The organism is Onishia taeanensis (assembly GCF_003268885.1).
Lineage (GTDB): Bacteria > Pseudomonadota > Gammaproteobacteria > Pseudomonadales > Halomonadaceae > Onishia > Onishia taeanensis_A.
Genome location: NZ_QLSX01000001.1, coordinates 81,907 through 103,012, shown reverse-complemented (window position 1 = coordinate 103,012; position 21,106 = coordinate 81,907). Strand labels below are relative to the sequence as shown.

Genomic DNA, 21,106 nt, shown 5'->3' with positions numbered 1-21,106 from the left:
ATTATGGGTATCCGGATTAAGTGGTTGATTTTCTAATGATCACAGTATGAGACAAACAGTACCCTCAGCGGATTAGTTGGTTGATCACAAGGCAGAGGGGGGTTATTGAAATCCCTTTTCGACGAAAAATTTGAGCATAGCCTGTGTTTCAACAACCACTTAGGCGAGTGCGGTTGCGGCTCACCAGATCGACAAGAAAGTCAGCCACTGCACGCGTGCGGCGCGATCGCGCCAGGTCGGATTGGATTACGATGTAGATTGGCTGATCGATGCCGATGTCCGAGGTGACGCATACCAGCCCAGCATCCAGGGCGACAAAGTGCGGTAGCACCGCAAGACCGAGCCCTGCCTTGGCTGCCGCCACCTGTGCTGCAAGCGAGGTGGTGGCCAGCGCCGGCTGGCGCCCGCGTAGGATTCGCTCGATCCATTGCGCGGCGGGTAGGTGCGATTGCACCTCGCTCCAGGTGATGAAGGCATCCATGTCATAGCCACCCAGATCGGGATTGGTCTCGCGCTGTGCCGCGTAGCCAGGGCTGCTGTAAAGCCCGTATCCCAAGGTGCCGAGACGGCGCAGCGTGACATTACCCCGTTCGGGCTTGACCATCCGTACCGCAAGATCGGCATCTCGGCGATGTAGGTTAGCGGTCGAGATATCAGTCACGATTTCAACTGACAGCTCGGGGTATTGCGCGCGAAATTCCGGAAGCGCCGGCAGTATAAGCCCGGTAGCCAGATTCTCGGCCGTGGCCAGGCGAACTGTGCCGGTCATCTGCGCTTGAACGGAGGCGCCCGAGGAGAAAGCCACCGCAGCAGCTTCCAGCGCTTCGGCCTTCTCGACCAGGTCGGCGCCCTCCTCAGTCAGTTGGTAGCCCGATTGCTGGCGTACGAAGAGCGGTAGCTCCAGTGCGGCCTCGAGCCGTTCGATTCGCCGCGAGAGCGTCGCGATACCCAGGTTGAGCTCCAACGCCGCGCCACTCAGCGTGCCGTGGCGGGCCACGGCCAGAAAGGTGCGGGTGTCGTCCCAGATCCAACCTCGCGGCATCTGTTTTTCAAAACCGGAAACCTGTTTGACTGAATCGTTAATTTTTTCCATTTACGGATTCTGTCACGCTGCAGTCCGAGTATTCAAGGAGGCACAAATGGAAAAACGAACGCTTGGCACCGACCTCTCGGTCTCCACCATTGGATTGGGCTGCATGGGGATGAGCGAGTTCTACGGCCCCCGCGATGACAGTGAATCGCTGCATGTACTTGCGCGGGCCGTCGAGCTTGGTATCGACTTTTTCGACACGGCGGACATGTACGGGCCGCATCATAACGAAGAGCTGATCGGTCGCTTTCTGGACCGCAACAAGCCGCAGGTTCGTATCGCGACCAAATTCGGCATCGATCGTAATCCCGGCGAATACAAGCGCAGCTTGGACAACAGTGCTGGCTATGCGCGCAAGGCCTGTGAGGCCTCGCTGCGCCGGCTCGGCGTGGAGCAAATCGACCTTTACTACGTCCATCGCATCAATTCCGAAGAGCTAATCGAAGAGACGATCGACGGGCTCGCGCGGTTGGTCAAGGCCGGCAAGATTGCCCGCATCGGTCTATGCGAGGTCAGCGCTGAAACGCTGCGCCGGGCCCATGCAGTACACCCGATCACAGCGGTGCAGACCGAATATTCGCTATGGGCCCGCGATGTAGAGCACGAAGTGCTACCGACCTGCCGCGAGTTGGGAATCGGTTTCGTGCCCTATTCGCCGCTCGGCCGCGGGTTCTTGACCGGCCGGTTTCAGGACACGACTGAGTTCAACGATGGTGACTTCCGCACCAACCTACCGCGTTTCGCAGAAGGAGCAATTCGTACCAACCGCCGGATCGCCGACGTGATCGCCGAGATTGCCGCGCAGAAGGGCTGTAGCCCGGCACAGCTTTCGCTGGCCTGGCTCTTGTCCAAGGGGCTCGACATTGTGCCGATCCCTGGCACAAAGCAACTGCGCTACCTTGAGGAGAATGCGGCGGCGACGCAGATCACGCTTAGCTTGGAGGAACAGCAGCAGCTCGAAACGGAGACCGCATGCCTGCCGGTTATGGGCGAACGCTACACTCCAGAGGGCATGAAGGGGGTGAACGCATGAGTACCACAGCCTCCGATCGCCGCGCGCTGGCATTGGCGCTGCTTGAACGGCTCGAGCCCGGTGCGCCTGGACGTGTGGCGAAAAATCTCGATGATTTTCACCCCGAAGCGACCGAGATACTGCTGGGTTTCTCGTTCACCGACGTGGTCGCACGCGATGGGATGCCACTGAAGACCCGCGAGATGCTGACCATCGCCATGCTGGCGGCAATGGGCACGGCGCCGGGCCAGCTCGAGTTTCACATGCGCGCGGCACTGAACACCGGAGTCACCCGCGAGGAGATCGTCGAGGTTGTCCTGCAGGTAGCGGTCTACGCGGGCATTCCCGCAGCGATGAATGCCATTACGGCGGCCAAATCCGCCTTCACGCCCCGCTGATCCGGCGGGCAAGGAGAAAGGGTTCTGACATGTCTGCTCAAACTACGACCTGGCGCGACTGGGTTGCCGTAACGGCGCTTGGCGTCGGCAGTTTTACCATCGTTACCACCGAGCTTGCGCCGATCGGGTTGCTCTCTGGCATCGGGAGCGATCTCGGGACGCCCACCTCACAGGCCGGGCTGATTGTGACTCTCTATGCCTGGATCGCTGTGGCTGCAGCGCTGTTTTCGGCTGTCGTGCTGTCCCGCATGCCGCGTCGACCGCTTCTGGTTGCCCTGATGTTGATCCTGGCTCTATCCAGCGGCGTTGCCGCCATGGCAGAGACCTTTCCCGCGCTGATGGGCGCGCGGGTGATCGGTGCGCTTTCTCATGGCGCCTTCTGGGCAATGATCGGTACTGTTGGCGCACAGCTCGTGCCGCCCCACCGCGTTGGCCTGGCCACTTCGATCATATTCGGGGGCGTCTCGGCTGCCAGCGTGCTGGGTGTACCGCTGGCCAACCTGATCGGTACCGTCGAGGGCTGGCGTGGTGCCTTTGCCTGCGTCGCCGCACTGTCCTTCGCCGTCGCGGCGGTGTGCTTTATCACCTTGCCGAAACTGCCAGGGAGCGAAGGTGTCGGTGTCGCCGCAATGGGCCGCGTTCTGTCGAACCCGCGGTTCCTGCGCATCTTTGCTGCAACGGTGCTTGCGATTACCGCTCATTTCATGGCTTTCACCTATATTGAGCCCTACCTTGGTGCGCAAAGCGGCATAACGCCATCAGCGATCGCCCCGCTGCTCTTTGCGTTTGGTGGAGCTGGGCTGGCAGCCAACGTCGTGACCGGCAGCCTGATCGACCGCAGGCTCAAATCTGTTCTACTGGTCGCGCTCTGCCTGGCCTCGGTGGCGTTGTGGCTGCTGTCCACGTTGGCAGATGTGCTCGGGCTGCCGGGCACGACGCTAATGCTGATCCTTTGGGGTGGTGCAATCGCCGCTGTTCTGGTGGGGTTCCAGACTTGGATCCTCAAGGAAGCGGGCGCTGACGCGCTGCCGGCCTCTGCAATCTACGTGGCGATTTTCAACGGCGCGATCGGACTTGGCGCAATATTGGGGGCCTCTGTCCTTACGTTGGCCGGTCTCTCAAAGATCTTTTTGATCGCGGCCACGGCAACAGCAATGGGGACGCTCGCTATCGTGCTGCTAGCTTCTCCGGCTACAGTTCCCGAATCTGCAGAATAGGCTGGTCACGCTCTTTCCTTCTTCGACAAGCTGGACAAAAGAGGAGACTATGTGACCGGTCTGCCAGACAATATCCTCCATCTTCCGGAATACCACATCCTAGGAACGAAGGTAGAGGAGCACGATCTCCACTTCAAGATTGAAGCTCCTCACCCTATAGCCTGTGAGGAGTGCGGCGTAGAGGGTGAATTTGTCAGGTTTGGCAAGCGCGACGTCGCGTACCGCGATCTTCCTCTCCACGGAAAGCGGGTCACCCTTTGGGTGGTCCGCCGCCGCTATACATGCCGTGCGTGCGGGAGGACATTCCGGCCTGGGCCCCCTGAAATGGTCGATGACCACCGCATGACACGGAGGCTTTACAGCCACGTTGAGAAGGAGGCCTTCAACCACCCTTACGCCTACGTCGCCGACACAACGGGGCTCGACGAGAAGACTATCCGCAACATCTTCCGGAAACGCGCCGAGTTACTCGCAGCCCGGCATCGCTTTGAGACGCCGCGCTGCCTAGGAATCGATGAGCTGTACTTGAACCGCCGCTATCGTTGCATCCTGACCAACCTAGAAGAGCGGACCTTGCTGGATTTGCTGCCTGGCCGCCAACAGGACGCGGTGACAAGGCGCCTCATGAACATGACCGAACGCCACAAGGTGGAAATCGTCAGCATGGATATGTGGAAGCCCTACCGACGAGCTGTCCAAGCGGTGTTGCCCGAGGCACGCATCGTTGTCGATAAGTTCCACGTCGTTCGCATGGCCAACGAGGCGCTGGATAAGGTCCGCAAGGGCCTCAGGAAGGAGCTGACAGCCAACCAGCGCCGAACTCTCAAGGGTGACCGGAAGATCCTGCTGAAGCGTGCTCACGACGTTTCAGATCGCGAGCGGCTCATCATGGAGACATGGACAGGGGCCTTCCCTCGGCTCCTTGCGGCCTACGAACACAAGGAGCGGTTCTACCACATCTGGGACTGCACCACTCGTCGTGATGTCGAGAAGGCGCTGGCTCGCTGGATTGACGATATCCCGCAGGGGCAGAAGGAGGTCTGGAAAGATCTCGTCAGCGCCGTCAGCGGCTGGCGTGAGGAGATACTGACCTACTTCGAGACTGACATCCCGATCACCAACGCCTTCACGGAGTCGATCAACCGGCTGGCCAAGGATAAGAACCGCGATGGCCGGGGTTATTCGTTCGAGGTGATGCGGGCCCGGATGCTCTACACCACCAAGCACAAGAAGAAGTCGCCGCAGACCAAGGAATCCCCGTTCCTAGGCAAGGCCACTATGACCTACAGCATGGGGCTCCCCGAGCCAGAGAAGAATTTCGGCGTCGATCTATCAACCTTCTGGGAGGATTAAGGGTTTGGAAGGGCTTGAGGGCCCCTTCAACCAGTTAATCCGGATACCCGAAATTATGTATAAAGCGCATTATAAAGAGCGCTTATTTTGCTGAGTGATCACAACCAGCACAAAATGCCAAGAACTATTAGGCCTATAGATCCTATGTAAGTGCAGCTTGTGTTTCGTTTGACTGACACCCCCGACCCCTAGTCTTCTTGCATGCAAAGCATATTTGATATACTAGACATATATTGGGCATCACGATTTTACTACTACCAGCTCCTCCCATCGCGTCGTGTACCTCGGCGATCTCTTTTCACACTTTAGTCTCCAGGAATTTTCTTGTCTAGGTAAGCCTAGTCTAACCTTGTCTCTCCCCAGCTCACGGTTAAGTATGTCGACTGTGGCCATCAAATTCTGACGTCGTTTACGCTCGCCCTCACTCTGTGTGGTCTCCCCCAACGATAGCTGGCGGTTAGCCTCGTCCGAGATATCGAGAAGCATCACGCCAACTTTTTGGTAGCGGTACCCTTCCAGGAATACGATATCAAGCCCGCGTGCTGCGGCCTGGGCAATATCGCGGGTGTCGTTGCAGGGCTGCGCCAAGGGCACCACGGCGCTGTTGCGATACTGTGGCTGGCTTGGCTGGAAGGGGTTGGTACGTACGAACACCATCACCGCTTTGGCCACGCTGCCCTGGCGACGCAGCTTTTCCCCGGCTCTGGCGGCGTGCTGCCGAACGGCTTCGCGCAGATCGGTGGGATCGCTAGTCAGACGCCCGAATGAGCGTGAGACCATGATCTGCCGCTTCGGCGCCGCCATGTCATCGAGCGTAATGGCGGGCTGGCCTCGCAGTTCCCAGACGATTCGCTCTAATACTACTGAGAAAGCTCGACGAATCCGCTTGGGATCAGCCTCACGCAACTGCCAGGCAGTCTCGATGCCCATCACTGCCAAGCGCTCGCCGGTGCGTCTGGCTACGCCCCATAGCTCTGTCACGGGCAAATTTTGAAGCAGCGACCGCGTGGTATGTCCGTTGTCAGCGTCCAACATGCAAACGCCCTCATAGGCTGGATTCATCTTGGCTGCTCGGTTGGCAACCTTGGCGAGAACACGGGTCTGCGCGATGCCCACCGACACCGGGATGCCGGTCCACTTGAGAACTGTTCGGCGCAACTGATGACTATGCTCTTCAAGCGTAGACGGATCGAAGCCCTGGAAACCGACGAAGCTCTCGTCGATGGAGTAGACTTCGATATGCGGCGAAAACTCGCCAAGTATCTGCGTTACACGCCGACTCATGTCGCCGTATAGCGCGTAGTTGCTGGACAGCAGCACAGCCTGGTGACGGACATGTGGTGGAAGCAGGTGCATGGCCGCACCCATTTCGACGCCTTGGCTTTTTAGCTCGCTGCTGCGGGCGACGATACAGCTGTCGTTGTTGGAAAGAACACCAACTTGGCGCCCTTCGAGCCGCGGGTCGAACACTCGTTCGCAACTGACGTAGAAGTTGTTGCAGTCTACCAGGGCGATCAAGTTGGTGCGCCTGGCAACGCGTGAATGACGTGAGTGACCACACCCCAGACATGAGTCTCGCGGCCAGCCAGCGGAATCGGCCGGTAGCTCGGGTTGGCTGCGACCAGATAGTACTGCTGGCCCACTCGCTCCAGGCGCTTAACGGTCAGTTCGCCATCTAGAGCGATGATTAGCACACGGCCTGGGCACGCCTCTAGGCTGCGGTCGACCACCAGTAAGTCACCGTGGTAGATCCCGTCGCCGTGCATTGAGTCACCCTCGGCGCGTACGAAGAAGGTCGCCGCTGGTCGCTTGACCACATAAGAGTGCAGGTTGATGTCGGTATCGAGGTGATCATCGGCGGGACTGGGGAAGCCCGCTCTTACGCAGCAGCCCAGCAGAGGCTGGGTCTTGCTGCCAGCGGCGGCGGTAATGTCTGGGGTCAATAACATGCCATGGGCTCCTGTGTTGTATATATATACAGTATCTAAGCTACAGACGCATGCTGCAAGCTTAAAAAGTTGCCCAATCAATGGCTAGATTGCTGTTGACAGCAGGAGCTGTCTCTTTGACTGTGCGGTTCAGGGGACATACTCGCTAGTACCACATAGCGTTAGGCTTGCGGGTGCCGTGCACTGACGGCGGCTGATTGACATCGCCTAGTTTGAGGCATCACCGCACCTTATAGTAGTTACAGAGCAAGCCACTGCCGCAGATGTCAGCGAGACGCTCAACACCGATGCCGTGAATGATTGAACTGCACAGAACGGACATTTTTGATCGGTAGAAATGAGGACTGTTCTAATTGGTATTGGCACTGCAGCCGACTCCAGCGGAGCCTCATGCTTGACGACGCTCCCCAGTAGCCGTTCATGAGATGTATCGCGTAGGTTTGTCATCTCAGTCTCCATAAAGGGAACGAGAAACGGCCCTTTCCTTATATAGAAGGAATATGCGCATTCTGTGCTCAAAATCAGCCCACAGCAGGGTGCCCAGGGGGCAAGGCACAACGCGTAAGGAAAACGACCTGGTTATTAACGGAGTTCATTTATCGACACCCTATATAAATAAAAGTTATCATTACACAAAGCATAGACGTTTTTATACTGAGGGAAAAATGGCCAATCTAATAAAAGTTATGTCTTCATCAGTTTTCTTGATGCTTGTTAGCAGCTTAACATTCGCAGAAGTTGAACCTGGTCTCTTAGAGGGTAAAGGATCATATGAAATCAGTGATATTATTTATGATCTAATGCAAGAGGACGGAGCAACCACTATACCCTGGTCGCATATGTCCAATAGCGACATCGCCTGGACAACAGATGGATACGACAGTGACGGAGAGACTACTGTAAGGCATGGTTTTTTAAGAATAAATATTCTTGGCGAAAAAAGTACAGTACTAAAACGAAATAAACGAGAGCTAGGGTGGAGCATATCCTATATCTCCACTGGGGTACCTAAATTTGGCGCAAATTATGCTTTTTTAGCACCTGGAGGACCAGGGGTCAGCAAGTGTTTTGGTAGCCTCTTTGAGATGTGCTCCTTTGATATAATAGACTCACTTAGAGAAAATGAAAACTTAGAAACTGAAGTCATATGTAGTTCAGAAACCTTTAGAGAAAACGATGTTTATTTGATTTCTTCTGAAGGCAAGGAACCTTCGGTTATAATAATAGAAACTAACGGGGGTTCCGGGGGAAGCCATTCAAAACTATTAATGACAATTGGAGATGAGGTGTTAAATAATAGCGATCTTTGCGCACCTAGATATTAGGTCAAGCTTAATAAAATAAGGAATGAAAATGGCGCCAGGGCAATTCTTAGGGGTAATAAAATTCTTTAGAAATGAAGATTTTTTAGACAAGATGATATCGGGGCTTTTCCACTGCCAGCCACCAGAGTTATATAGAATAAGTGGCAGTGAAGGAGTTTCAGACAAATTCGAAAGTTGTTACTATTCTTATAGGCGAAATCGGAAAGATAGCTCACCTCACTTTGCTGTAAATGGAATTGAATTTAATACGGAAAATATTAATTCATTAACAACATACAACCTACCCCAGAAAGACTCATGGCTTAGCTGCTGGATGTCTCTTAAGGCTCCTGAAAGTGAGGATGAACTATTGCTCCTAAAAAAAGATATCGAAAAAATGAAATATTTTTTTGGGAGATATTATGTGTACATAACTATTGATGATATGCACAAGCTAGTTTCTCGATTGAAAAGAGTAAGTGAAAAAGAGATGCGGGTCGGAGAAGTTATGTATACAAATGAAAAGAAGAAGTGGGGTAATTTTTGCAAGCACATAAATTATTCTTACCAGAGAGAATATAGATTTGCTTTCGGGCAATGTGAAACATTAGAAACCAAGCCTTATGAAATAGTATGTGCTGAAGGTCTGCAAGACTTAATGTATAAAAACCCAGAGATCAAAATAAATTTAAGTAATAATGAATTTGCTTTGATTGAATATTAGAGATTAAAGGATTGCTGATCATGTTTAGTTTAATTACAAAGATATTTAAAAAGACTCCTTTGGAATCAAGCTCTATCAACAAAGAGTATGTGATTAATCAGGCAAAAGAAAACGGAGCAGGGGAAGAAGATGTTATTAGAATAAAAGCATCCTTAGAAAAAAGAGAAAGAATGATAAATTCCGGTGTAACATATTATACTTGGGTGTCATCAAATGATGAAAAAGTGTGTGGAGAATGCAAAAATAATAACGGTAAGGAATTTAATATAAGAGGGATGAATAATCACCCAGGTGAGTTTATATGCAGCAAACACAAGAATGTATGCAGGTGCACAATAAGCCCGATAATCGCGTAGATCCACTGCCTACTTGGAGCTTTGAGACGAAAGCGGGCATTGTCCTCAGTGGCGTCCCGATACTCAAGCTAAAAAATGGACTAGCGAGTCATTGTGGTCCATTTCAAGGAAGAGAAAATGGGCTGGTTATGAAAATATAAGTTATTGAAAATAATGTAAAAAATAAAGTCCATTTCTTGAAAAATACAGGTCCATTAATGGACATTATTCCCACGGGTACGCCTTCCAGGCGCGGCTGAAAGACCCGCTCGCAGCTCACATAGAAGTTGTTGCAGTCCACTAGGCCGATCATCGGTTGTGTCATACGGGGAACTCGTGGATCACCGAGCGCACCACGCCCCACACCTGGCAGTCCAGGTCAGAAACTGGGATCGGCGCATAGCGATCGTTGCCGGAGCACAGGTAGGGCCGCTTGCCGAGCAGCTCGTAGCGTTTGACGATCACCTCGCCATCCACCAGCGCCACCAGGATATGGCCTGGCTTGGCATCTACCGAGCGATCGACCACCAGGGTATCGCCATCCTGGATGCCGAAGCCTTCCATGCTGTCGCCGGTCACGGTCATGAAGAAGGTCGCCGAGGGGCGCTTCACCAGTCGCTGGTTGAGGTCCAGCGTGCGGCCCACGTAGTCCTCGGCCGGTGAGGGGAACCCTGAAATGCCCGCACGAATGGCGGTTTGCGGGTGCGGCAGCCCTTGGGCGGGTGGCGTCGGGTGTGCCTGGAAGATCTCGGAAGCTCGCATGGCTGGCTGGCCTCTTGTCGAAGACTGTTTATCTATACAGTATTCGGCATGAGAGCTGGTTTAGGCAAACACTAATATGCCGCCCTGCACCATGAAGAGGTGACCGAAGCCCGCCACGGCGAGGCCGAGGGAGCAATGCGTCATGGCCATACGGTACCTGGTAGGGCAGATGTTGCGCTTGGTCAATGGCTGGGCAAAATCATTCCTCGCAAAAGGGCGGCGCCTTCTACACTGGGTAGTGGCCGTAAGGCTCTCTGGCAGAAATCGGCAAACAAGAATAGACAGCAAAAACGGTGGCCGTTGTCGGCAGCATGGTGCGGATGACAAGGAACTTGGATACTCAAGCCCGCCAGAGTACGACAGACTTGATTAAATGCTAATATTAATAAGAGGTATTATCATGGATATGTTAATAAAGTCTTCTCTGCCCGTGCTGGTCGGTGCGTCTCTTCTGTTTGCGTCCTCGGTCATGGCCCAACAAGAGGTAGGCCCCAAGGTGGGTGACAGGGAATTCTCCCTCTCCGGTACCGGTAGTAGCAACAAGGACTTCGACAGCAGCAGCTTTGGTATTTCCGGCGACTACGGCTGGTATCTGACCGGTAGCACGCTGGCGGGTATTCGTCAGAGCGTCAATTTTGCTGACGTGGCCGGCGAGGGGTTCTCTGACAATTTCTGGAATGGCAGTACTCGCGGCTTTGCCGATTACCACTTCGGCCAAGGCGCGGCGCGTCCCTTTGTTGGCGCCTCACTCGGCGCTATTTATGGTGACGGCGTGAAAGACACCGGCATCGCCGGCCTGGAAACTGGCCTCAAGTACTATCTGCTGTCTACCACCTTCATCCAGGGCAGAGCCGAGTACCAGTTCTTGTTCGATAGCGGCGATAGTGCCGAACAAAACTACGACAATGGCGCCTGGGCCTATACCTTCGGCATGGGTATCAACTTCTGAGGATCAGAAGTGATTCCATGACCAGGCTGCTCTGTGCTGTGCGCCCCAAGCACTCAGGGTCTCCCTGATGAGCGGCTTTGCATACCCTTGATGATCATGTTTCGGGTGGGTCATCGGGGGTTGGATAACGCGCGGGCCGGCTCTGGAGAAGGTCGTTAGCGTCAAAGCTAGCGGCACGCCATGCGCCATGCGCCATGAGGCTGGGCGTGACAACAATGGCCAAGGCATCGATGGGACCGATGTATGAGGAGCGAATCAGACGATCGGAAAAGCTGACCGGATAGCTGCCTGTACGATGCTTGAAACAGACCCGATATGGGCCGTCGAGGCAGTAAGCTGAGGGGGAGGGTCTTGCTATACACTTGCTATCAACAGGTAGGTGGTGCGGATGGGGAGACTCGAACTCCCACGCGCTAAGGCACTAGAACCTAAATCTAGCGTGTCTACCAATTCCACCACATCCGCAACGCTGCAATATTCTAGAGATGACAGCCGCTAAGTCAAGGTAAATCCGGAAGTTTCAAGTGCCTGCCGGCCTGTTCGGGCAGTGTGTCGTTCGGGCCATCGGTGAGATGAGGGACACGGCCCAGGCAGGGAGCTGACAAGTGGTGAGCGAGGCTCGCCAGATTGTCATCGGCTTCGTCGAAGTCGGTGGTGATGCTATTGGCGACCCAGCCCGCAAGCCGCAGGCCCTGAGCCCTAATCGCTTCGGCAGTGAGTCGTGCGTGGTTAATGCAACCAAGCTGCATTCCGACGACGAGAATCACCGGTAGCTGCAGGGCTCCGGCCAGGTCGCTCAGGTCCTCGTTGTCGTTGAGCGGTACTCGCCAGCCGCCTGCGCCCTCGATCAGCGTCAGGTCGCGCTTGAGGGCCAGAGCTTCCGCCATGGCCTCTGTCAGCGTCGCCAAATGCAGCGTGTCGCCCGCCTGGCGGGCCGCCAGGTGCGGTGCAATGGCGGGGGCATAAGCAAAGGGGTTGATGGTGGCGTAGTCGACCTCAGGATGACTGCGGGCCTGCAGGGCCAGGGCATCATCATTGCGTAAGCCTTCGGTGTACAGGTGGCACCCCGAGGCCACGGGCTTGAGGCCCAGGGTTGTCAGGCCTTGACGTCGCGCCAAGGCTAGCAGCCCTGCGGTGACCAGCGTCTTGCCGGCATCGGTGTCGGTTCCGGTGATGAAATAGGTCGCCATGCAATATCCGTAAATCTTCGGGTCGTCAGGTCTTGATGAGCTCAAGTGTCAGGCGTTGATAGCTGACCGGCAGGCCCTGGCTGTCGCGTATTTGCTCGAAGCGCTCCTTGGCACGGGCGACGTCACGCCGGGTCAGGGCGCTGGCAGGGCGTGATAGCTGTGCCCCTACGCCCTTGATCGAGGCCATCACCGCCGCAAGGTCGGCGTAATGAAAGCGCTCCTCGACCTGCTCGAGAACCACGTTATCGAAGCCGACTCGGTAGGCCGATTGCTCAAGTGCCGAGGTGGGCGTGAAGCTGAGCAGGGCGCCGGGTCGCGACCAGGCCCAGCCGACTTCGGTGAGGGTGCCGGGGCCGAGGGTGTTGATCAGCGCTCGTCCGCCGGGTCGCAGCACTCGCTGAAGCTCTGCCAGCACGGCGTTAAGGTCCGGACACCACTGGATGGCCAGGTTGGAGAACACCAGGTCCAGACTTCGGTCGGCTAGCGGTAGATGGGCGGCGTCACCGCATAGCCAGCCAAGCCTGTCGCCATGCTCGGCCCGGGCTCTTTCCAGCATGCCTGGGGCCAGGTCGAGCCCGAACACCTGGGCAGGCAGGCCTGTCGCCGAATAGCGCTGGGCCAGGCGGGCCGTCCAGTGGCCGGGGCCGCAGCCCAGGTCAAGAACCTGTGTCGCCGTGTCGGGAAGCCGCTGCCAGAGGGCTTGTCCCATGGCCTGCTGTGCCGTGGCCAGCTCGCCATAGCGGGGGGAGGCACGGCTGAAGGCATGGGCGACGCGCCGACGCCAGTCGTTGGCGGTTGATGCCGGTGTTGCGGCCGTTAATGGATTCGAGAGGGTCGTTGCCAGGTTCACGCATGCTCCCTGCGAGGCAGTGGATCGGTGTCCTCATGTGCCCTTGCTGCATGCTCGTGTGCCAGTGCGGCCAGTCGGCCGGCAAGGATCTCCGGCTGTGAGAGCTGCGGACAGTGGCCGGCCTGGTCGATTGGCCGAGCCACATGATGCGCCGAGGCGGGGGTGGCGGTTGCGGTCAGCGGGTCCCGCTCGCCCGTCACGGTGAGTATCGGGCAGGGGGAAGAGGCACAGATCTCGGTATTGTCGAGTCTTTCTAGCCAGTCGAGGCCAGCGGCAAGACTGGCAGGCGTGGCGGGGGGGGCATTGCCAATCAGTGCTTGCAGTTGGCGATGAGCATGGCGCGGCCGTGGCTCACCGCTTAGCTGCCAGCGCAGGAAGTGGCGCCAGGTGGCCAACGCGTCCTGTTGGAAGGCGTCGTGGAAGGCCGCCAGGGCGGCTGGCGTCACACCACCTCGCGCCTCATCCAGGGTCGTGAAACGCTCGCGCATGCCCAGTAACACCAGCGCCTGTGGTGCCGGCAAATGCTTCAGCAGTGACGTCGCCAGCAGGCCGCCCAGCGACCAGCCGACCCAAAGGGCGTCCTGGGGAAGATCATCAGCCATGGTCTTTGCCAATGTCGCCAGGTCCTTGGGCGTGCCGGCATCTTGGCGAATACCGTAGCCGGGCCAGTCCGGCGTTGTAACGTTGATATCGGCGGGCAGTGAGGCGACCAGTGGCTGCCAAATGCGGGCGTCTATGCCCCAGCCGGATAGCAGAACGAGCCGCGTCACGATGCCTTGGCCTCTCGGAACTTGAGTTCGGCGAGCACGTTGAGCAACGCCTTGATGTCGTCCGACTCGTGTAGGGCGTTGAGCACGACTCTAAGGCGTGCCGTGCCGCGGGGCACGGTCGGGTGGCGAATCGCACCTACCATGAAGCCGGCCTCGCGCAGGCCCAGGCTCCAGCGCATGACGCGCTGATTGTCGCCCAGCAGAATGGGCTGAATGGGCGTTGCGGAGTCCATCAGCGGTAGCCCGAGGGCTTCGGCTGCCTGGCGGAAATGCTGGATATGGGCATGCAGCCTTTCTCTGCGATCGGGTTCCTGCTCGCTGATATCCAGCGCGCGCAGCGTTGCATGAGCCATGCCTGGAGGCTGGGCCGTGGTGTAGATATAGGGCCTGGCGAACTGTGTCAGGGCGTCGATCAGCACATCGTCACCTGCCACGAAGGCGCCACAGCTGCCGAAGGCCTTGCCCAGTGTGCCGACCAGCACAGGTACCTGCTGGGTAGAGAAACGCTGCCCTACCAGGCCGTCACCTTGCTCGCCCAATACGCCGATGCCGTGGGCATCGTCGATCATCAGCCAGGCCCCCTGGCGCTGGCAGGTGGCGGCGAGGCCTTCCACGTCGGCCGTGTCGCCGTCCATGCTGAAAACGCCATCGCTGACCACCAGCTTGGCGGGTTCTCGCGGTGCCCGCCTCAGGAGACGCTCGAGATCGTTAAGATCTCGATGGTGAAAGCGCCGTGAAGGTGATTGGGCCAGTCGGGCTCCATCGAGCAGTGAGGCGTGATTCAGCCGGTCCTGGAACACTCGTGTCTCGCCATCACACAGAGTCTGAAGCACGCCGAGATTGGCCATGTAGCCCGTGGAGAAAAGCAGCGCCCTTGGCCGTCCGGTGAGCTCGGCCAGACGTTCCTCCAGGGCCTGGTGTACTAGGAAGTGGCCATTGACCAGGTGGGAAGCGCCGGCGCCGGCGCCCTCACGACGGGCGCCTGCTGCCAGGGCTTCGGCGACCCGAGGGTCGCGAGCCAAGCCCAGGTAGTCATTGCTTGCGAAGTCGCGCAGCGGAGCCCGCGGGTTCGGCGACATGCTCAGGCGTTCTCGCCACAGATCCTGCTTGCGCTGGCGGGCCAGTCGCGCTTCGAGGCGGCTCTTTAGCACGTCAGGCGATGTTGTCGGTCTCGGCGGTGGCATCATAGAAGAGCTCCTGGGGGGCCTTGCGTTCCATGGCCTGGCGGCGCAGTGAGGCATCCAGGGCTGCTTCCTGCTCGGTTTCGTCCTGACATATCCGGTTTTCCTCGGGGTGTAAGCCAAGCTTGTCGAACAGAGTCCGGTCACGCAGAACGTCGGGGTTTTCGGTCGTCAGTAGCTTGTCACCATAGAATATCGAGTTTGCGCCGGCGATAAAGGCCAGGGCCTGCGTCGACTCATTCATTAGCTCGCGTCCGGCGGACAGGCGCACATGACTCTTGGGCATCATGATGCGCGCTACGGCGATGGCGCGCACGAAATCAATGGGGTCCAGGTCATCGACATTCTCGAGCGGGGTGCCCTTGACCTTGACCAGCATGTTGATGGGCACCGATTCCGGGTGCGGGGACAGGCTGGCCAGCTGCCTGAGCATCGAGGCACGGTCGCGAGGCGCCTCGCCCATGCCGAGAATGCCGCCGGAGCAGATCTTCATGCCGGCATCGCGCACGCTGGCCAGGGTCTCGAGGCGCTCGTCATAGCGGCGTGTGGTGATGATCTCGCCGTAGTACTCCGGTGAGGTATCCAGGTTGTGGTTGTAATAATCCAACCCGGCGGTGGAGAGCTGCTGCGCCTGGTCATCGTCGAGCATGCCAAGCGTCATGCAGGTCTCAAGTCCCAGCGATTTGACCTGGCGGACCATCTCCAGCACCACGTCCAGATCTTTCTGGCGCGGGCTGCGCCAGGCGGCCCCCATGCAGAAGCGGCTGGCGCCGGCGGCCTTGGCGTCGCGCGCCTGCGCGACCACTTTCTCGATTTCGAGCAGCTTCTCCTTGCCAAGGCCGGTGTTGTAGTGGCCGGACTGCGGGCAGTACTTGCAGTCTTCCGGGCAGGCGCCGGTCTTGATCGACAAAAGAGTCGACACCTGTACGGCATTGGCATCGAAGTGCTGGCGGTGGACCTGCTGGGCCTTGAAGAGCAGGTCATTGAAGGGCAGGGCGAACAGTGCCTCGATCTCGTCGAGATGCCAGTCATGGCGAATGGCGGCGGGGCTGGCTAAGGTCATATCAGAGGCACTCGCAATGTCTGGTTAACTTTTATTTCGCTTGGAGTTAACGGTGATGATAGGGGCTTCAACTTTACTGTCAACCGAATGGCTTTCGGTGGTTGACCGTTGGCTGCGGTTTGCCCTGCCGGGTCATTGCGCTTTCTGTCTCGGTGAAACGCCTCCCGGGGCGCATTGGTGCAATGCCTGCGCCGCGACGTTGCCCTGGAATCAGCTCGCCTGCGTGGGCTGTGCCGAACCGATGGCTGAAACATTGATGTCGGGCAGTCGTCGGCTCGATGGCGCCATTCGCTGCGGTGCCTGTCTGACCCAGACCCCCGCCTTCGATAGTGCTTGGGTGCCGCTGCGCTATGAGCAAGAGGTCATGCGCCTGGTGCAGGCGTTCAAGTTTTCGGCTTCGCCGCGGGCGGGTACACTCTTGCTGTCGCTTATCGAGGCGGGTCTGACGGAGAGGCGTGAAGAGGGTGCTGAAGAGCGTCATGAAGAGCGTCTTGAAAAGGGTTCGGAAGGCGGGACTGCAGAAAGCACGGTGTCATCGGCTTTTGGTCGGCGGCCAGACGCGGTGATCCCGGTGCCGCTGCATCCGCGGCGTGCAAGGGAGCGCGGGTTCGATCAGGCCGATTGGCTGGGGCGACGGCTCGCCCGTCGGTTGGGGGTGCCTTGCATGACGGCGCAGCGGGTACGCATGACGCCGACCCAGCGCGGCCTGCCGCGCAAGGCGCGTCGCGCCAACCTGCGTAATGCCTTCATGATCGAGCGGCCGTTGCCTGCGCATGTGGTACTGCTCGACGATGTGATGACCACCGGTGCCACTTTCGATGCCCTGGCGAAGGCCTGCCGGGCGGCGGGTGCTCAGCGCATCGAGGCCTGGGCGGTGGCGCGCACCCCCAGGCGCTGATCTCGGGTGCTGTGCTTAATGTTTGAATTCAGGGTGGGCGGTCTCAAGTTCCAAGCGCAACGCTATTGAAGGGTGCTCGGACCGCCGACGGATTTCTTGAGCACCTCGGCGTAGACTTCCAGTGGGGTTCGCCAGTCCAGTGTCTGGCGAGGCCGTGTGTTCAGTGAGTCGGCGATCTCGTCGAGCTCTTCCTGGCTGTAGACGGAGAGATTCGTGCCCTTTGGCAGATACTGCCGCAACAGCCCGTTAGTGTTCTCGTTCGAGCCTCGCTGCCAGGGGCTATGCGGGTCAGCGAAGTAGATCGCCGTGCCGGTCTTCTGGGTGATCTCGGCATGTTTCACCATCTCTCTGCCTTGATCGTAGGTCATGGACAAGCGCAGCGATCGCGGCACCTCGTTTAGCTTGTCGCTGAAGCCAACGGCCGCTGCGGTGGCGGTGGTGCCATCCACTTTCGCCAGAATCACCAATCGCGTGGTGCGTTCCACCAGCGTACCGACGGCAGAGCGATTGTTGGCGCCGATGATGAGATCGCCTTCCCAGTGGCCAGGCATCAAACGATCTTCGACCTCAGGCGGTCGCGCGTGGATGCTGACCAGATCGGGAATCTGGTTGCGTCGATCCGTGCCACGACTTCGTGGCCGGCGTTTGCCGTTGCCTTGTCGCAGGCAGGCGATGAGTTCCTTTTTGAGGCTACCGCGGGGCATCACATAGAGCGCGTTGTAGATGGCCTCGTGCGAGACCTGTCGACGTGAATCGTTGGGAGACATGCAGTTCAGTGTGCGGGCTATCTGTTGCGGTGACCAGTACTTGCGCAGCAGATGGACTACGACTTCAAACAACTCCCCGTCGGGGTGCAGCTTGGGACGCCGACGGGGCCGATGGCGTGTCAGGCGAGCCCGGTAGCCTGCGAGGCTGGCATCGTAGCCATTAATGGAGTGGCGAGCGATTTCTCGCGACACGGTACTCGGTGCACGGCCCAGATGATGGGCGATAGCTCGGATCGAGTGAGTCGCTCTCATCATCATGATGGCGGCCCGGTCTTCAGCAGAAAGATGGCGATAGCAGTGGTTCATGGCAACACCGTACCTAATGGGTCACGTGTTGCACTTGGTCATTGAGACCGCCGTGCTTAGTCAGGCTACAGAGGCGATATCTGCTAGCATGCCCGTCTATTTGCCAATCAGGAGTGGTACAGCTCGACGATGTGATGTCTGCTACCAAAGGTGCAACTCAGTGTTTTTCTATTTATCTTTTTTATATCAGCAACTTACAGCTATGTATGGAACTTCTGTTGAGCCTGCCTTGCATCAAGTAGAATGAGCTTAAGTTCGCTGGAGAAAGGTATATGGCTCGGGACAATTTCAAGAAAGGGGATATCGCCAAGTTGAGCCAAAGGGTCGCTCAACGTTGTTCAAACCCTGACTGTCGTGCTCCGACTGCGGCTCCAGGGGAAACTGAATTGAAAGTCAATAACATTGGGATTGCAGCACATATTCATGCGGCTTCACCCGGTGGCCCCCGCTATGATGTTTCTATGTCATCAACTCAGAGGGGAGCGATATCCAATGCTATCTGGCTCTGTTCCAACTGCTCCATAATTATTGATCGGGATGAAGAACGATATACATCTGAATTGCTAAAGAAGTGGAAGAGAAAGGCTGAGGAAACAGCAATCAAGGAGCAGGGGAAGAGGCTTCCTTCTGAAGAAGATGCAGTAAATCTAATGTCAATGGCTTTGACTGGGCATCCAAAAAAGTTTTTGCCAACTGCAATATCCAATGTTCATAAAGCCACAGCCAAAGTTATTGAAGAAACAGACCCTAGGTTCGAAGTTGTTACTCATTTTAAAAACGGGCAGACCGTTTTTGAGTATCGTGCTAAGGAAGATGTATCTTTTGATTTTGAGGTAAAGGGTGAGGAAGGTGTAGAAATTCTAAGGAAAATGTTTGAAGAAGGGCATGATGCTAAGTTGCCAGCAGAATCTTTCGATATTAAAGGTATGGACTTTCCAGGTGGCTCAATAAAAGAGGCTAGTCATTTAGAGATAAAGAAGCCAGGGCTTGAAGCAATACAAAAAATATGGACAGTAAATCCGCAAAACAACGTTATCAACCAGTTTGATGATGTTCATGGGTTTGTGTTTTTAGGCACAAAAGCTATGAGGTTCGAAGGGTCGGCTTGTTCTGGCTTGTTTTCAATAAATTACACCCGCTCAATAATGAGAGAAGATGAAAGTTCAAGCTTTAATATCTCAGTTAACTTTCCTGAATGGTATGGTGGAGACATTAAGCGACTCCCGCATTTCAATAAAATAAAATCATTGTTTGAAAGTCTTGTGGCAGGTTGCGAATTCCATTCGTCGTTAGAGGTCTATGGCGAGTCTGCATTCAAAGCTTGTACTAAAAGCTTGAGTGAATGGCCCGAGATGATGGATATCTATGGTATTTTGTTATATGTAGATAATGCTAGAGTTATCGCTGAGAACTTGGGTCTTGATTTGGAATTCCGAACTGGTTTTTACTATACGGCGGAAGAGGCTATTGAGGTTGATGAGATCGCAAAGACTTTTAAAGGGGAAATGGTCTTTAGTGAGGAGGAGGTAAAAAATAATGCTAAATTTAGTTTGGTGCTAGAATGTGATGGACTTGAGTTCAAGGAAAAGATGAATCTTGAAAGGTCTTCTGATTTGAGGATTTCAGAAGAGGGTGGTGTCGTAAAAATTTTTGGGAAAGAGGTGTTTTTACCTGATAAGCACATATATCTATATTCTATATATCTTAAGCCATTAGATGATTTGGAATGTGCTGTGAAGGGTGAAGAAGTCTCCTTTGAGTGTGTCCCTGCTGAGGGATTTGAAATTTCTCACCGATATCATTTGGGAGATTGAAAAATAGCAATTTGGTTTTCGAGTTAGTTTCATTGTGGCGACTCTGGTAATAAGTCATTATAAATGGTGATGCTTTGAAAAGCAGGTGGGATAGGTTCTTTAACGAATCCCTCTATATGCTATTTGAGCGATTCTCTGAAAAATATAATAGTATTACTACATTCAGCAACCGTGTGGAAGCTCCCTCATCCAGCGAGGCTTATTTTGATAATGCATCCGAGCTTCCGAAGGCTGTTTCCGATTTGGCTGTGTGCTCTGATGCTATTTTTTACAACCCTTCCTGTAAAGTTCTATACATTTTAGTTTGTGCTGAAATTTCAGGTCCGATAACTGAGGAAGGAAAAACCAATATAGAAGTCTCTCTTATGTCTGAAGGGATTAATAAAGTTTTGATATCGGTTTTTTCGGACAGGTATGAGTTCTCCGGAGTAGCCGATCAGATAGCTTGGGGGAACTAAAGTATGGATAGCCAATGAACCCGGTCATATGATTCATTAAGATGATAAGCCCGTGATACAGGCATGATAGGATAGGTGTTCATCGGTTAACCGTTTCTAGGAGGGGGCATGGAATCTAATGAGCAGGTTTTAATGGATAGTGATAGCCTGACCTTCTTTACTGCTAGGGCAGATGAGTTAATTGATAGAAAAGATCACCGAGCAATAAAGTCGACATGTGATAAGTGCAAAGAGGCTGATTTTATTTTTGAGTCACCCTATGATGAGTCTTGCTATTATTATTCTGTTGCCAATCTCTATACTGAACTTTACAGTTATTCTCAGCTAGACTGGTTTTACGATGATCTAAGCATGGCTGTGCTCTATTTTAGAAAGGCACCTCATGCTATTGGTGAATCACCTTGTCCTCAAGGAAAGGTTAAATTAGGTCATGACATGCTTAGAGTCAATTTTGGAAATTGTGTTTAACCTAAAGTAGAATTATAAGCATTAGCGGATGGCTTGAGCTCTCTTGGTGGGAGACGGTCAGACATCGATGTGCAGAGTTGTCCCAGTGGTTCTTCTCTAATGCGAGTTGTGCCTTAGGTGTTGGATGTTTGTTATTGGTTTTATTCGTTTAAAATCATGTGCTTATAATCGTGATCGCTTTTTTAAATTTTGATGCCTGTTATGGTGATGACGACCGGTGCCACTTTCGATGCGTTGGCAAAGGCCTG

Annotated in this window: 22 protein-coding genes and 1 tRNA gene; 12 read left to right on the top strand and 11 right to left on the bottom strand. The window is 55.3% G+C overall.

What is annotated here, in order from left to right; translation table 11 throughout:
* Positions 1 to 148: 148 nt before the first annotated feature.
* Positions 149 to 1,093: a LysR family transcriptional regulator gene (locus BCL93_RS00530; RefSeq protein WP_112053166.1), complete on the bottom strand. Its 945-nt coding sequence runs from the start codon at positions 1,091 to 1,093 to the stop codon at positions 149 to 151.
* Positions 1,094 to 1,139: 46 nt separating this feature from the next.
* Between BCL93_RS00530 and BCL93_RS00525 the strand changes: the two genes are divergently transcribed.
* Genes BCL93_RS00525 through BCL93_RS00510 form a run of 4 tightly spaced genes read left to right on the top strand, consistent with a single transcriptional unit; the run spans position 1,140 to position 5,070 of the window.
* Complete coding sequence (locus BCL93_RS00525) at positions 1,140 to 2,123, top strand: aldo/keto reductase (RefSeq protein ID WP_112053165.1); 984 nt, start codon at positions 1,140 to 1,142, stop codon at positions 2,121 to 2,123.
* Positions 2,120 to 2,500, top strand: coding sequence for a carboxymuconolactone decarboxylase family protein (locus tag BCL93_RS00520; protein ID WP_112053164.1), 381 nt, complete (start codon positions 2,120 to 2,122; stop codon positions 2,498 to 2,500). The genes BCL93_RS00525 and BCL93_RS00520 overlap by 4 nt, the downstream gene beginning before the upstream one ends.
* Positions 2,501 to 2,529: 29 nt before the next feature.
* The gene (locus tag BCL93_RS00515; protein WP_112053163.1) at positions 2,530 to 3,717 is read left to right on the top strand and encodes an MFS transporter; all 1,188 of its coding nucleotides are present in this window, start codon (positions 2,530 to 2,532) and stop codon (positions 3,715 to 3,717) included.
* Between the two features lie 51 nt (positions 3,718 to 3,768).
* Entirely contained in the window at positions 3,769 to 5,070 is a 1,302-nt protein-coding gene (locus BCL93_RS00510) for an ISL3 family transposase (protein ID WP_112053162.1), read from the top strand.
* A 240-nt stretch (positions 5,071 to 5,310) separates the two neighbouring features.
* Here BCL93_RS00510 and BCL93_RS00505 read toward each other — a convergent pair whose 3' ends face one another.
* The gene (locus tag BCL93_RS00505) at positions 5,311 to 6,588 is read right to left on the bottom strand and encodes a Y-family DNA polymerase (protein WP_112053161.1); all 1,278 of its coding nucleotides are present in this window, start codon (positions 6,586 to 6,588) and stop codon (positions 5,311 to 5,313) included.
* Positions 6,585 to 7,019 carry a LexA family protein gene (locus tag BCL93_RS00500; protein WP_112053160.1) on the bottom strand — a complete coding sequence of 145 codons (435 nt, stop codon included), beginning with the start codon at positions 7,017 to 7,019 and terminating at the stop codon, positions 6,585 to 6,587. The genes BCL93_RS00505 and BCL93_RS00500 overlap by 4 nt, the downstream gene beginning before the upstream one ends.
* A 665-nt stretch (positions 7,020 to 7,684) precedes the next feature.
* Here BCL93_RS00500 and BCL93_RS17070 point away from each other — a divergent pair.
* The 3 genes from BCL93_RS17070 to BCL93_RS00495 are packed head-to-tail and all read left to right on the top strand — an operon-like array spanning position 7,685 to position 9,403.
* On the top strand, positions 7,685 to 8,344 hold the full coding sequence (locus tag BCL93_RS17070) for a hypothetical protein (protein ID WP_146742453.1): 660 nt from the start codon (positions 7,685 to 7,687) through the stop codon (positions 8,342 to 8,344).
* 28 nt (positions 8,345 to 8,372) lie between these two features.
* Positions 8,373 to 9,047: a hypothetical protein gene (locus BCL93_RS17065; RefSeq protein WP_146742452.1), complete on the top strand. Its 675-nt coding sequence runs from the start codon at positions 8,373 to 8,375 to the stop codon at positions 9,045 to 9,047.
* Positions 9,048 to 9,067: 20 nt separating this feature from the next.
* Positions 9,068 to 9,403: a phage minor head protein gene (locus BCL93_RS00495; protein ID WP_112053159.1), complete on the top strand. Its 336-nt coding sequence runs from the start codon at positions 9,068 to 9,070 to the stop codon at positions 9,401 to 9,403.
* Positions 9,404 to 9,703: 300 nt separating this feature from the next.
* Here BCL93_RS00495 and BCL93_RS00485 read toward each other — a convergent pair whose 3' ends face one another.
* On the bottom strand, positions 9,704 to 10,144 hold the full coding sequence (locus BCL93_RS00485) for a LexA family protein (protein WP_112053157.1): 441 nt from the start codon (positions 10,142 to 10,144) through the stop codon (positions 9,704 to 9,706).
* A gap of 400 nt (positions 10,145 to 10,544) precedes the next feature.
* Between BCL93_RS00485 and BCL93_RS00480 the strand changes: the two genes are divergently transcribed.
* Positions 10,545 to 11,093, top strand: coding sequence for a hypothetical protein (locus BCL93_RS00480; protein WP_112053156.1), 549 nt, complete (start codon positions 10,545 to 10,547; stop codon positions 11,091 to 11,093).
* A gap of 380 nt (positions 11,094 to 11,473) precedes the next feature.
* On the opposite strand, the gene BCL93_RS00475 is transcribed toward BCL93_RS00480, so the two are convergent.
* From BCL93_RS00475 to bioB, 6 genes are all read right to left on the bottom strand, one after another.
* Positions 11,474 to 11,558, bottom strand: a tRNA-Leu gene (locus tag BCL93_RS00475).
* Positions 11,559 to 11,593: 35 nt separating this feature from the next.
* On the bottom strand, positions 11,594 to 12,283 hold the full coding sequence (bioD, locus tag BCL93_RS00470; RefSeq protein ID WP_112053155.1) for a dethiobiotin synthase: 690 nt from the start codon (positions 12,281 to 12,283) through the stop codon (positions 11,594 to 11,596).
* 25 nt (positions 12,284 to 12,308) lie between these two features.
* Positions 12,309 to 13,127, bottom strand: a complete 819-nt coding sequence (locus BCL93_RS00465) for a methyltransferase domain-containing protein (RefSeq protein WP_258395924.1) — start codon at positions 13,125 to 13,127, stop codon at positions 12,309 to 12,311.
* 2 nt (positions 13,128 to 13,129) lie between these two features.
* Positions 13,130 to 13,903, bottom strand: a complete 774-nt coding sequence (locus BCL93_RS00460) for an alpha/beta fold hydrolase (protein WP_112053154.1) — start codon at positions 13,901 to 13,903, stop codon at positions 13,130 to 13,132.
* Positions 13,900 to 15,090 (bottom strand): 8-amino-7-oxononanoate synthase, encoded by a 1,191-nt coding sequence (gene bioF, locus BCL93_RS00455; RefSeq protein ID WP_112053153.1) that lies wholly within the window; start codon positions 15,088 to 15,090, stop codon positions 13,900 to 13,902. The genes BCL93_RS00460 and bioF overlap by 4 nt, the downstream gene beginning before the upstream one ends.
* Positions 15,056 to 16,147, bottom strand: a complete 1,092-nt coding sequence (gene bioB / locus BCL93_RS00450) for a biotin synthase BioB (protein ID WP_112053152.1) — start codon at positions 16,145 to 16,147, stop codon at positions 15,056 to 15,058. Before bioB ends, bioF begins: the two co-directional genes overlap by 35 nt.
* Before the next feature lie 256 nt (positions 16,148 to 16,403).
* Here bioB and BCL93_RS00445 point away from each other — a divergent pair, with 256 nt between their 5' ends.
* Positions 16,404 to 17,045 carry a ComF family protein gene (locus BCL93_RS00445; protein ID WP_258395863.1) on the top strand — a complete coding sequence of 214 codons (642 nt, stop codon included), beginning with the start codon at positions 16,404 to 16,406 and terminating at the stop codon, positions 17,043 to 17,045.
* 62 nt (positions 17,046 to 17,107) lie between these two features.
* Here the strand turns inward: BCL93_RS00445 and BCL93_RS00440 are convergent, their stop codons facing one another.
* Positions 17,108 to 18,118, bottom strand: coding sequence for an IS30 family transposase (locus BCL93_RS00440; protein ID WP_112053151.1), 1,011 nt, complete (start codon positions 18,116 to 18,118; stop codon positions 17,108 to 17,110).
* A gap of 386 nt (positions 18,119 to 18,504) precedes the next feature.
* On the opposite strand from BCL93_RS00440, the gene BCL93_RS17060 reads away from it, so the two are divergent.
* The 3 genes from BCL93_RS17060 (at position 18,505) to BCL93_RS17050 (ending at position 20,858) form a co-directional block, all read left to right on the top strand.
* Positions 18,505 to 19,932, top strand: a complete 1,428-nt coding sequence (locus BCL93_RS17060) for a hypothetical protein (RefSeq protein ID WP_146742451.1) — start codon at positions 18,505 to 18,507, stop codon at positions 19,930 to 19,932.
* Between the two features lie 116 nt (positions 19,933 to 20,048).
* Positions 20,049 to 20,390 (top strand): hypothetical protein, encoded by a 342-nt coding sequence (locus BCL93_RS17055; RefSeq protein ID WP_146742450.1) that lies wholly within the window; start codon positions 20,049 to 20,051, stop codon positions 20,388 to 20,390.
* Between the two features lie 108 nt (positions 20,391 to 20,498).
* Positions 20,499 to 20,858 (top strand): hypothetical protein, encoded by a 360-nt coding sequence (locus tag BCL93_RS17050; protein WP_146742449.1) that lies wholly within the window; start codon positions 20,499 to 20,501, stop codon positions 20,856 to 20,858.
* Positions 20,859 to 21,106: the final 248 nt, after the last annotated feature.